General features: G+C 40.6%; 10 protein-coding genes. All 10 read right to left on the bottom strand.

Features of this window, described 5'->3' with window-relative positions; translation table 11 throughout:
* Nucleotides 1-13: 13 nt before the first annotated feature.
* Entirely contained in the window at nucleotides 14-1,315 is a 1,302-nt protein-coding gene (locus NIT04_RS08525) for a lysine N(6)-hydroxylase/L-ornithine N(5)-oxygenase family protein (RefSeq protein WP_252503114.1), read from the bottom strand.
* Nucleotides 1,285-1,833 carry a GNAT family N-acetyltransferase gene (locus NIT04_RS08520; RefSeq protein ID WP_371922527.1) on the bottom strand — a complete coding sequence of 183 codons (549 nt, stop codon included), beginning with the start codon at nucleotides 1,831-1,833 and terminating at the stop codon, nucleotides 1,285-1,287. Before NIT04_RS08520 ends, NIT04_RS08525 begins: the two co-directional genes overlap by 31 nt.
* Nucleotides 1,834-1,876: 43 nt before the next feature.
* A complete protein-coding gene (locus NIT04_RS08515; protein WP_252503113.1) occupies nucleotides 1,877-3,679 on the bottom strand; it encodes an IucA/IucC family siderophore biosynthesis protein in 1,803 nt (600 codons plus the stop codon).
* The gene (locus tag NIT04_RS08510; protein WP_252503112.1) at nucleotides 3,657-5,183 is read right to left on the bottom strand and encodes an aspartate aminotransferase family protein; all 1,527 of its coding nucleotides are present in this window, start codon (nucleotides 5,181-5,183) and stop codon (nucleotides 3,657-3,659) included. The genes NIT04_RS08515 and NIT04_RS08510 overlap by 23 nt, the downstream gene beginning before the upstream one ends.
* A 1-nt stretch (nucleotide 5,184) precedes the next feature.
* A complete protein-coding gene (locus NIT04_RS08505) occupies nucleotides 5,185-6,549 on the bottom strand; it encodes an aspartate aminotransferase family protein (protein WP_252503111.1) in 1,365 nt (454 codons plus the stop codon).
* Nucleotides 6,550-7,796: 1,247 nt separating this feature from the next.
* Nucleotides 7,797-8,864: a hypothetical protein gene (locus NIT04_RS08500; protein WP_252503110.1), complete on the bottom strand. Its 1,068-nt coding sequence runs from the start codon at nucleotides 8,862-8,864 to the stop codon at nucleotides 7,797-7,799.
* A 110-nt stretch (nucleotides 8,865-8,974) separates the two neighbouring features.
* Nucleotides 8,975-10,084, bottom strand: a complete 1,110-nt coding sequence (menC, locus tag NIT04_RS08495; protein ID WP_252503109.1) for an o-succinylbenzoate synthase — start codon at nucleotides 10,082-10,084, stop codon at nucleotides 8,975-8,977.
* The gene (locus NIT04_RS08490) at nucleotides 10,081-10,923 is read right to left on the bottom strand and encodes a GNAT family N-acetyltransferase (protein ID WP_252503108.1); all 843 of its coding nucleotides are present in this window, start codon (nucleotides 10,921-10,923) and stop codon (nucleotides 10,081-10,083) included. Before NIT04_RS08490 ends, menC begins: the two co-directional genes overlap by 4 nt.
* Nucleotides 10,920-12,065 carry a M20 peptidase aminoacylase family protein gene (locus tag NIT04_RS08485; protein WP_252503107.1) on the bottom strand — a complete coding sequence of 382 codons (1,146 nt, stop codon included), beginning with the start codon at nucleotides 12,063-12,065 and terminating at the stop codon, nucleotides 10,920-10,922. The genes NIT04_RS08490 and NIT04_RS08485 overlap by 4 nt, the downstream gene beginning before the upstream one ends.
* Nucleotides 12,065-12,922 carry a MurR/RpiR family transcriptional regulator gene (locus NIT04_RS08480; protein ID WP_252503106.1) on the bottom strand — a complete coding sequence of 286 codons (858 nt, stop codon included), beginning with the start codon at nucleotides 12,920-12,922 and terminating at the stop codon, nucleotides 12,065-12,067. Before NIT04_RS08480 ends, NIT04_RS08485 begins: the two co-directional genes overlap by 1 nt.
* Between the last annotated feature and the right edge of the window lie 74 nt (nucleotides 12,923-12,996).

The following is a 12,996-nucleotide window of genomic DNA, read 5'->3' as shown; positions in this document are numbered from 1 at the left end:
TCACATTCCTTTCCTACACTCCAAATTGTTGAAATACATTCTTTTCATAAGTTTTATAGATCTTTTCTCCTGCTATTTCATTAATAATACTCGCACTTCTAAAGGCACCAAGCCCTAAATCCGGGGCGCCAACTCCATGTGTATGTAACTCACCATTTTGAACAAATAAATTATTTTGTCCCTCAACCTTTGTCTTCACTTTATAGTCCTCTTGTATTAGTAACTGACCATTTTCATCCCACTCAAGTAGATGTTCAATGCCTTTTAAGAAATCTGGAATATATGGATGATAACCTGTTGCTAAGATGACAATATCGGTAGTTACGCTTATACTAGTTTCCTGTTCATGCTGATAAAGCGATAATCTAAATTGATCATTCCATTCCTCTACTGAAACTAAATTCGTCAACGCTTGAAGATGTACGTTTAGGTCATTGCTGCCAACCGAACGCTCATACAGTAAATCATAGATATCAGCAATCGTCGAAAAACTAATTCCTTTATATAATAATGCTTGATTTTGCAAAACTCCTTGCTTTTTTTCTTTCGGAAGCTGATAAAAGTATTTCGCGTAATCAGGTGTAAAATGCTCTAATCCTAGCTTTGAATACTCCATTGGGTAAAACCCCTTTGACCTTGTATACCAGGATAATTCATAATGATTATCTGGCTGCTTAGATAATAGATCATAGAAAATCTCAGCTGCACTTTGTCCTGATCCAATAATGGTTACAGATTTCGCATTTCGGGTATTACGACGTTTGTTCATGTACTCTGATGAATGAAAGATCCGATCTTGATTCGCCAATCGAAACCTATCAGGCACATATGGTTTAGTTCCGATTCCCATTACAATATGCTTTGTAACATAGGTTTTTCTTTCTTCCCTACTAGAGGAATAAACAGTCACATGATAGTATCCATCTTTCGTCCGTTCAATATTCTCCACTTCAGATCCAAACTGAAGTTGCGGAAGCTGTTCAGCTATCCATTGGCAATAGTGATTATACTCATTTCTGGGGATATGAAATTTCTCTAAAAAATAAAACTGATATAACCGATTTTGTTCATGTAAATAATTTAAGAAACTATAACGACTTGTTGGATCCACCATCGTTACAGCGTCTGCCATAAATGGGACTTGGAGGGTTGTTCCTTCTATAAGCATCCCTGGATGCCATTCAAAGCGTGGCTTTTTATCGAAAAACAATGAGTTGCATTCAGTTTTTTCTAGTAATGCCGCTAATCCTAAGTTAAATGGACCGATCCCTATTCCAATCAAGTCTAAAATTTGTTTTGTTGCCAATCCGTCCATCTCCTCTCAAACTCTTCTCGTTCACAAGTCATTAGTAACCCCGTTTTATCAGGAAGCTCTACCTCTTTAATGGGAGTGAAGCCACATTTTTCAAACACATGAATCATTTTTTTATTTTGAATATCTGGCTCCGCGATTATTTTCGTTGTTTCAGACACTTGAAATTGATGATATAGAATCGTCAGTAGCAACGGATAAATATAACCTTTCCCTAAATAGCCTTTATGCCCAATTAACAAATGAATACCCTGATCATAAGGTTCAAACTTATAATAATTGCCGATCATATCACCTTTGACCCAGTAGGACTCCCAATAACTCATGGGGATTCCATCAATTTCACCAATTAATAACTTTTGATGGTCATCGGCTAAAAATGTCTCTAAATGCTTTTTATATTTTTCAAATGGAAAGTCAAGCTTCCAGTATGGAATAACATGCTTTTCATTCATCCAGGAATGAAGTAAGCTAACATCCTTCATCGTGACTTCACGAAAGGAAAGATTCAGTTTTCGAATCGGATCGTAATGATGAAAAGGATAAGTTTGTTCAATCACTAGATTAGACTTCAAAAAGATCACCTACGGTTTTGAATAGTGGATTTTCAACGAATGTGTAGACAGATTGTGTCTCAAGGGATCCGACTAGCTCATCCATATCATGCACTCTAGTTAATAGATTTGCCTTGCATGGAAGTTTTTCTTCATCTAATAAAGAGCTTATTAAGTTCGTAGAATCACCATATTGTTCGAATAATACATGTAATTCATCTTTTAACAGCCTTAATAATCGTTGTTCATCGATAAGACGATTGACACCAAAGGCATTAATCAACCCAAATAGATTGTTGAAAAAGAAATAATAACGAAAACGCTCTTCCGCAATTGAATCGGCACAAATGGTATCACTTTTTTCACTTAATGACGGTACCACTTGTCTTAAATTTTGGGCGTAGGATTCCATAAAGTAATAGCCTTGATTATCTCGGGAATAAAACATTTCAGGGAAGCCAGATTCATCTAATTTTACTAGTGAATTTTGCTGATGCGGCTCAAGGGCAATGCCGTATGTAGCGTACATCCAGTAAAGTGGGCGTAAGCTTATGTTTAAATAGCGGCGAAACCACTCCTCACTTGCCTGCTCAGTTGAAATCTGATTGCTTTCTGCAATTTGATCAATAATATTCGCTAGATGCGACTTCCCACCATTGATATGATCTTGGCAAAGACCTGCGAGTAATGTGGTTCTTGAGGCATGATCTTTTTGAAAAGGATTTTCACGAATAACGACCTCAAATCCAGACTCCTCCCTATCAAGCTTCAACGTGATATAGGCAGGGTCTTCGATAATTTTAAACGACGGGTGAAGTTCGTTTAGTTTGCTCGTTATTTCCTGTTGCAGCAATCGGCTCACTTCGACTCCACGCTCAAGTTCTTTACGCTTATTGACTCGTAACGAATTCGTGATTTTAACTGGGATGGAAAATTTGTACATATACCTTGCGTCTTGATGGTAGACCGTGCGAACAGAAGATGTCGGATAAAAAGCTCGCCCCTGTGGACCCAAATAGGAAAGCTTTCCTAATTCAATTTGATGTTGCACTTCTTTCATTCCTAAAAGCTTCCTTGCCTGAAGAGGGTGAACGGGGATTAATGACTCACCATCTTCTTGGCAATACTGCTCTTTGAACGCTTCTGAAATATGTGGATCACGTTTTAATTCTTCTTTAATCATCATTGTCGCTGTTTGAGGAGACATGGAATCTTCCTCAATCAACTCATTTTTTGCTTGAAAATAATGAAGTTGAAAGGAGCCTTTTCTTTCAGGAGTAAAAATATGCTCTTCATCTTCACCGATTCCTTGGAGACTCTTTGCTGTTGGGTGAAGTTGATGACCGATCAATAGAGATTGCTCTGATTGTAAAAAAGTTTTCTCCGCCTGATAACATTCTTCAAGGTCTTGACTGCGATGCGCGAGGATTCCCTTCATCGTTTGATAACTTAAAATCGTTCGAAGAACAAGTTCCTCTGTTTGCACAGGCTTTGTCGACATTTCAACTAAATCCTTTTGTAGATAGGAAAGTAGTGTTAAAAAATCAATTTGTTTTACCACGTCGTTCTTTACTTGATAGTACATATGAGGTGAAAATAAATGACGACCTGTTTCCGATTTATAGCGAACAGGTACATATAACGTAACGGATTGACTAGTAAGAGGGATCAAAAGGACAAACTTATAATCCCCTTGTTCGAATGGAAGTTCTGTTTGCATGGCGTCTTTCCATTCACCCTTGCCTGTTTCTCTAAAATAACAATTTAATAGATTTTGCATCGTAAGATGATTAGCGACGAACGGAATATTCATATATATCCTCACCTTTCTCACTCTCGATTTTCTTAGCCACCTGTTTCAATTTCTCAATATGTTCCTTCATTCTTTCAATCGTATTTAGCGGATGAAGCATCGTAAACTTTAAATAGATTTTCCCGTTATGCTTTGTTTTCGCCATGATAAGCTCACCACTTTGATAGAAATAACGCTGCAATTCAAGATTGATTTCATCAATTACGTGTGGGGCATCTACATGGTCGGGGACAAAACGGAATAATACCGCGTTCATCACTGGGTCATTAACGACATCAAACTCATGCTCACGTAAAAGCTGTGCCGTTTTTTTCGCTAAGTGGATCGTATAATCGATCATTTCTCCAAACATATCGGTTCCTAGTAATTTAAAGGTCATGAGGATCTTTAACGCATCAAATCGTCTTGTTGTTTGGATATTTTTTTCTACGAGATTGATGATGCCCTCTTCATAATCTTCCTCAGGATTTAAATAATCAGCATGGTACATAATTTGTTGAAAGGACTTTTTTTCTTTCACGAAGAATGCACCGCAGCTGATTGATTGATAGTAGAGCTTATGGAAATCAATCGTAATCGAATCTGCTTCCCACAAATGATCAAGTAGCTGGCGATATTGATGGGAAAATAATAAAGCTCCGCCATAAGCAGCATCAACATGAAGCCATAATCGGTAAGTATTCGCTAGGTCAGCGATTTCTTTCACATTGTCGATACTCCCAAAATCAGTTGTCCCAGCTGTCGCAACAATCATAAACGGAATCAATCCTTGCTGGTGTAGCAGGTCTAGTTTTTCCTTTGCATCATCTAAGCAAAGCTGTTGCTTATTGTTCGTTTTCACTTTAACAACCGAATGGATGCCGAGGCCAAGTTGAGCGGCTGATTTCTGAACAGTAAAATGAGCATGTTCTGAGCAAAGAATCCGTAATTTACTCGCTTCAACTGGAAGCCCATCTTCATGAACATTTACTGAAAAGTAAGTTTCGCACGCTTGATTACGTGCAAGCAAAAGCCCCATATAATTAGACTGTGTTCCACCGCTTGTAAACACGCCGTCCGCATTGGCCGGATAGCCAATTTGGTTGATGAAAAATTGAAGGAGTTCTTCTTCAACATACGTAGCTGCAGGGCTTTGATCCCAAGAATCCATTGATTGATTTAGTGCGCCTATAATCATTTCGGCAGCAATCGACGGCAGCAATGGCGGACAATGAAGATGCGCCATTGCGGAAGGGTGAGAAATCCATAAAGATTGTTTAACGATACCTTCATGAATATCCATCATTACATCTTTCAGATTTTGACCACATTCAGGGATACGAGTTACTTTCTTCACCATCGATTCAATATCTTGACGTGAGGCACCGGCAAATGGTTTGTTGACTTTCATTGATTCGTCTACTATCAGCTTAAACGTGTTATCCATTAGTTCAGAGAATGTCTTTTTACTTTGTTCATTTGGATGCAGAAACCATTGTTCAAAATTAGTTATCAATCCGATCACCTCATATCGAACCGAAGTAATCTTCTGCACTTTTTATAGATTCATAGAAGCGCTGTAACACATCATCGATTTGCTCTTTCGTAATAATGAGAGGCGGTAGTAATCGAATCACCGAACTAAATCGGCCTCCAACCTCTAAAATCAATCCGCGTTTCAAACATTCCTGTTGAATTCTACTAGCAAGCTCAGGGGATGCTGGATAACTTCCAAGTTGGTTTGGATGTTTTGTCGGGTTAATGATTTCTACTCCTATCATGAGCCCGCGCCCTCGAACATCACCTATTGATGACACATTCTCTTGAATACTACTTAATTGGTTCATGAAATACTTTCCGTTCTGATTAGCATGCTCGGGCAGGTGATTTTCTTTAATATATTTTAAGCTTGCTTGACCTGTTGCCATCGCCATCTGATTTCCTCTAAATGTCCCAATATGTGCACCTGGTTCCCATTGGTCAAGGCGGCGATCATAAAGCATAACGGAAAGAGGAAGACTTCCACCAATCGCTTTTGATAGTACGAGAACATCTGGTTCAATACCTGCGTGCTCAAAGGCAAACATTTTTCCCGTTCGCCCAATCCCTGTTTGGACTTCATCAATAATTAATGGAATATTTCGTTCCCTCGTTATACGACGAAGCTCTTTTAACCACTCAATTGGAGCCGGAATGGAGCCTCCCTCACCCTGAACTACTTCGACGATAATCCCCGCAGGGCTAACAATACCGCTGTCAGGGTCATCTAGTAAATTTTCAATATAGGTACTGCTCACCTTATATCCTTCTTTTCCTATTCCAAAAGGGCAGCGGTATTCATAGGGGTAGGGAAGGAAATGTGAATCTGGTACAAGGGCATGAATGTTCTTTTTAGGATCTAATGTCCCACTAATACTCAATGTTCCATGAGTTGAACCATGATAGCCTCCTTGAAAAGATAAAATCGCTCGATTCCCAGTCGCTGTTTTCACTAATTTCAGTGCTGCCTCGATTGCATCTCCACCCGTAGGTCCGCAAAATTGAATTTTTGCTTTTTCTGCAAAAGAAGGAGGCAATGAATCAAATAATTCATCAACAAATTTCTCTTTCACGGGTGTTGTAATATCAAGTGTATGGAGCGGTAATTTGGATCGAAGCACGTCTTGGATAGCTGCATGAATCACAGCATGATTATGCCCTAAAGCAAGTGTTCCTGCGCCCGCTAAGCAATCTATATACTGTTTTCCATCCATATCTGTTACATAGACACCCTCAGCTTGTTTAATAGCTAAAGGTAGCCTTCTCGGGTATGACCTTGCATTCGATTCTCTTTTTTCCTGTGATGCTAATAACGATGCATTATCTAAATAAGGTGTTACACCTGATACCATAATACTCACTCCTAATATTTTAATTGATAATGATTATCACTATCAGCATGAATGATACTGATAATCATCCTCATTAGCAAGTGGTTTTCCGATAATTGAGACTTAGGCACTTAATAAATGACTTTGAGTTACATTAACGTAAATCCAATAGATTTTTGATTATAGGCTTTCGTTTCAAGGAAAAAGGAATATTTTTGAAAGAATAGAGAAAAGATATTTACTTCAAGTGGGTGAAAAAATATTTCTTCAACAAACAAGAGGCATTGTTGGAGATGTAAAAAGAAAAAAATAGCATTGCATGAGTAATCTCACCAATGCTATCTCATCCATTTATCTTTCACTTTTCTAACCGGAAGCTATAATTATATGAGGACATGGGAAGTAGGTTAAATGATTAAAATTTATGGAATATGATTTTACTTCCTATAGTTTCTTAACGTATTCTCAAAAATAAAGAATGACCGCTAACGCTTTGATATCAACGTTTACGGTCATTCTTTTTAATTCTTATCGTGTTTTCAGTTTTTAATGTATTACGTCCCAGGAGGACGTGTATTTCTGCCAAAATACGTTGCTGTTACAGCATTTTTAAATATCTTGTGTTGTATTTGTGTTGCTTTTAAATACATCCTTCAGAATTTCTCTGCGTATTTAATATCAAAAAACGTATCAACTACACATCGTTCTTCTGCAACCAGTCATTTAGCCAGTCGACCTCTTCCTTTGATAAATCGACCTTACCTTCATCTTTTTTTATTACAATATGCCAGTTAGCCTTTTCCCATTTTAAATAAATAGTTAAGAAGAACCAACTGGATATCCATTCTTAAAACACCGTGAGCAACCATTCAATTTTCTCTGTTCTGAGCTCCATGAGTAGATACGAACTGCTTAATGAAATCGTTCACCGCCACGGTCGTCTTTGTAGGAAGCTGATGTTTCATGTCTCCTATGAGGATGAAATCATTTACAGGGAGCTTTTCGTGTAATAGATGGGCATTACGGTGAAACGCCTTATTTTTTTCCCCATACAGCAACAGAACAGGAAATTTAATTTGATCTAAACGATCCGTACAGTTAAAGTGCAAACTATATCGATAATATTGTTCAATATTTTGGGCTTTTCCTTTTTTTGCGTTGATAGACAACAAAATGGTGCAAAAAGGGATTGAAAAATCGATTTTCCAAATCCCAAGCGCATTTCCAGTCCATAATATGTCGGTTAATTAGGGAAAAACAGTAGTAATTCAGTGCACTTCCTCACTAACCGGAGACTTTTTTTTCTTCACCCAGGCAAAGACAATTGCGCCGATCAAAATGAAGCCTAAGTACCCCATTACTGGATAGACCGTTCCAACAAGTGTGATGAAGCCAACGAAACTTGCACCGAATGCGATTATCCCAAACAAGACAACGGCACCTTTGAATTTCTTCGTTTCCGGCGTCACGATACGTGCCGTAAATGCATAAAGCATCCCGACTGCGGTATTGTAGATCATACCTAGCAAAATAATGGAAAAGATTATACTCATAACCGGGCTCATGCTATCCGCTAACGCTAACATAGGCATCGGAACAGAGGCAATTTCCTTCAATTGCGTCAGCATCGAGACGTTGATGAGAATAATAAGAAGACCGAGACCCAGTCCACCGATGATGCCTCCCCATGCGGCCACTTTTTCATCCTTAACCGTCCCGCCCATCACTGTCAGCATCGCTGCTCCGGCAGCAATATTATACGATACATACAAAACCGCCGCTAACAGCCAGTGGGAAGCCCCTCGACTTTGACTAGCGGCGACACCTTGTAAATCAGTAGCTGCAAAATCAAAGTTGATGACCGAATAGACCGTAATGACAATGACAATCAACAATAAAAAAGGAGTAAATGCGCTAATCAATGTGATTACCTTCCGAACACTGAATGTCACAGAAGCGATTGTAGCGACGGCTAGCAATAGATTTCCAACGACACCTGGAATCCCAAATTGCTGTTCAAAAATAGCTCCAGCCCCTGAAAACATGACAACCGTGACACCGAACAAGAAAAACGTAATGATAATGTCGACAAGTATTCCTAAATAACGGCCACAAATATAATAGATGACTTTTTGATGGGAAGTCGTCTGTAAACGGCTACCAAGCTGCGTCAAATTCATCCCGATAAATGCAAATAGTAGTGTTGCAACAATCGAGCCTGCAATACCGATTCCTCCGAAACTCGTGAAAAACTGTAAAATTTCCTGCCCTGAAGCAAAACCGGCTCCAACAATGACGCCGATAAAAGCCCCACCGATCTGAAAACTCTTTCTCATAAACGTATCCCCCCGCTGATGATTCATCAGCCCAAATGATGTAATTTTCTGAATTATTATTCCGAAAAAGAAAGCATGTGGGTGACAGTTTACCCACATCGCTTCCAATATTAAGCTTTGAACTGGTATTGCTCGACTGTAAACTTATCCATCGCATTATAATTTGGTTCATAACCAATTCCATATGCCGTCGGTACTGTAATATAGCCGTCTTCCACGATCACTTCCGGTGAAATGACATCCTCTTCCCAATAGCGGGAGGAGCCAGCTGTATCACCTGGCAAAATGAAATTCGGCAATGTCGTCAACGCCACATTATGGGCACGTCCGATACCGGATTCCAGCATGCCCCCGCACCAAACTGGAATGCCCTGTTCCATGCAATAATCGTGAATTCTTTTGGCCTCGGTCAAGCCACCGACCCGACCGATTTTGATATTGATGATTTTAGTACTTCCGAGCTCCACTGCTTTCCGTGTATCTTCGAGCGAGTGGATACTTTCATCTAGACAGATGGGTGTTTTCAGCTGTTTCTGTAATGTCGCATGGTCGATGATATCGTCCGAAGCAAGCGGCTGTTCAATCATGGTCAAATTGAACGCATCTAGTTGTTTCAGCAATTCGACATCATCCAGCGTATAAGCCGAGTTGGCGTCTGCCATTAGCGGTACGTCCGGGAATTGTTTGCGCAACTCGCGTATCACTTCAACGTCATAGCCCGGTTTAATTTTCACTTTAATACGTTTATAACCTTCCTCGACAAAGCGACGGACAGTTTCGACCAAATCTTCCACTTTTTCATGGATCCCAATACTGATTCCGACTTCAATTTTGTCGAGCTCTCCGCCTAATGCTTGCGCCAATGTCATCTTATTCCGCTTGGCGTATAAGTCCCAAATGGCTCCTTCAACAGTCGATTTCGCCATATTGTTTTTCCGGATGGCGCTAAACCTTTCACTCACTTCATCGGGATGGCCGATTTTCTTTCCTACTATAATAGGGATGAGGAAATCTCTAATTATATGTAAATTTGTTTCAAGTGTTTCTTCGTTGTACCAAGGTGAGTCGAAAGCGACGGATTCACCCCAGCCGGAATTGCCAAGTTCATCTTTTGCTTCGAGTAGCAGGAATTTCTTTTCATGAAATGTACCAAAACTTGTCGTAAACGGATGCTTCATCTTCATTTTCATTTTACGGATGTTTATTTCTTGAATGATCATTTGACTTCTCCTTTTTCACTTATATTCAAGGGGATGGTGTCCCTTTTGACTACTTGGTAATAGTGGACCCCGGTTGTTGACCGATTGACGTTTACCAATGCATACCCTGCATCGAACAGTGTTTGGAAGATTTTCCTGATTTTCAATCTCCAATCGAGTGCCAATTGCGGCTCATTTTTTTTGATTACTTGAAAATGTTCAGGAATTGGAATTTCGATGCCTTCACAGTTTGTCGATGGATGCAATTCATCCCATTCCAGGATTGGGTTTCCTAGTTCAGATTTTCCTACCTCAAACGGACGGTCATAGCTGTCAATTAACGGTTTCCAGTTATTCTCGACTCTTTCGCTCGTAATCCACCACTCAATTTTAAAACGGTCCGAGGGTAATCCTTTGTTCAATCCATCTTCCATTTCTCCGTACCAATTTTCTAAATAAGTACTGCAAATCCCATTCAATTTCGATAAATTCAAATATGCATTCCGACTTTCAAGCGGATCGAATGTCCATGTCATCAAGTCGTAGCCCATTTCCATGGCGAATTTGCGTTGCTCTTCCTTTAGTTTTTTCCCGATTCCCATCAACTGGTATTCCGGTTGGATCCCAAGCATATGCGAACATAAATACGTTTTTCCATTGGAGAATCCGGTAAATCCATAGGAGAAACCGACGATTTTCTCCCCGTCAAAAGCGCCCAACATTAGGCCTCCATTGTTAACCGCTGTATATGTCTGATGGACCGGAATCGGTTCCAAGCCCCATACCGTTTTTTCAAGGTTTTGTACGAGACGCATCTCTTCAATCGTTTTCAATTTGCGTGTTGTAATGGTTCGATTCATTGTTCCACATCCTTTTTTTCCAGCCGTTCAAACGTTTCAATCACTGCCCTGGTCAAGATTTCAATTCCGGTCAAGATGCTGTCTTGGTTAAATGTCATGTTCGGATGATGGAGACCGGGCGAAAGGTCACAACCGAGTCCAAGCATCGTCGCTTTTACGGAAGGACGTTTCAACGTGTAAAAGTGGAAATCCTCCCCGCCTGGTGTAACAATCGGTGGTACTAAATGGGATTCGCCGACTGTTTCCGTAATCGCTTGTGCCATAATGTCAACGGCCGTTTCATCGACCTCAGCAGCTGCAATTTCAGCGAGCATTTCACAGTGGATCTCAACACCGGTCATCTTTGCAACCGACTCGATGGCAACCTGCACTTGTTCCAATAGCTTGTCCATGACCGTATTCGTTTGGGCTCGCATATCAATGCTGAAGACGCCATTTCCCGGAATGATGTTCGCCGATTCACCGCCCGCTTGGAACATCGTCATTTTTGCTGAATGGGGAACCATCGGATCGACATGGATGGAGCGAATCGCCTGAACGAGCAAAGCCATCACCTCAATCGCATTTTGTCCGAGATGCGGTCTTGCCCCGTGTGTGTCGGTGCCAATAATGAACCCCTTCAACATTTTTGCGGCGCCGTGTATAATGGCCGGTGCCGAGTAGCCAAGTCCGATTTCCTGGATTGGGCGAAGATGGACGCCATACAAATAGTCGACATCATCTACGATCCCTTTCTCAACAAAGGACAATGCACCCGTCCCTTTTTCCTCTGCAGGTTGAAAAAGAACCTTCAATCGGCCATTCTTCGGATAACCAAGCTTTTTCAGAACGAACAACGTCCCGATTGCAATCGTCATATGCGCATCATGCCCACATGAATGATTCGCCTTGTACACGCCATCCACTTCTTGCCAGAGTGCGTCAATATCCGTGCGGAGCCCGACGCAATGTCCGCCAGCCCCTGTTGTTACAACAAGTCCTGTTGAATCTTGGAATGTAGTGACTTCGTATCCTTCGTTCTCGGTCAGTTGTTCCAAATACTTTGTAGTCTCGATTTCCTTCCAACTGATTTCAGGGTGCGCATGTAAATGAGCGAACACCTCCTCGACAACCGGTTTCACTTCTCGCAATACCGTTTTCATCATTTTTCCGTCCCTTCAACAAATAAGAAATCACTTTTCAATGATTGATAGGTTTTTTGGTGTTTCTCAAAGTTATCCTTTTCCTTCACGGATACCCCGGCAACTATTGCATTCATAAATGAAAACAATGAAGCCGTCGCATCGAGTGTAGATTTTTTTGGTGAATAGATAGGAAAGAGCACATCGCTATGTGCTTCAATGGGCGCCAACAACGAGTCCGTAATCGCGATTACAAAGGCTTGCTGTTCATGGGCCAATTCAGCGATGCGGACCGTTTCTTTTAAATAGCGATGAAAAGAAATGGCAACCAAAACGGATTTGTCATTCATGGTACTTAGCGTTCGAATGATATCTTCCGATTCAGTACGAATAAGCTTGACGTCATGCCTGACCAATCCGAGTGTATAGGAAAGCCAACTCGCCGCGGCATGAGAGGACCGAAGCCCTAATATGTAAATCGTTTCTGCATTGGAAAGATGGGCTATCGCCGTTTCATAGTCTGTCTCATTGATCTGCTTGATTGTTTCCGTAATGGTCCTGCAATCCTGTTCCATCACTTGTTCGTAAAAATGGGGCGCTTGTTCCAGTTCAAGCTTGGATTGCTGATAAGTATGCAAACTGCTTTCTTGAAATAACAGCTGTTCCCGAGTGTTTTTTTGCAATTCGGTATAACCGGAAAATCCGAGACTATAGCAAAAACGGATGACCGTCGTTTCACTCACCCCGATTATCCTGCCGATTTCCTGTGCTGATGACACGGCAACATTCCGGGGATGATCCAAGATATAAGTAGCTACTTTCCTTTGGCTTTTCGATAAGTTATGCAAATGCTCATGCACGAGCTCTCTTAATTTCATCATTGATCACCATTTGAAGTATCAGCATTTTTTTCACTAAAATGAAGTGTACACTTCATTTATGAGCGTAAGTT

The sequence above is a fragment of the Sporosarcina sp. Marseille-Q4943 genome, from assembly GCF_943736995.1.
Lineage (GTDB): Bacteria > Bacillota > Bacilli > Bacillales_A > Planococcaceae > Sporosarcina.
The sequence above is the reverse complement of the archived record's forward strand: the minus strand, read 5'-3'. Positions and strand labels throughout refer to the sequence as shown.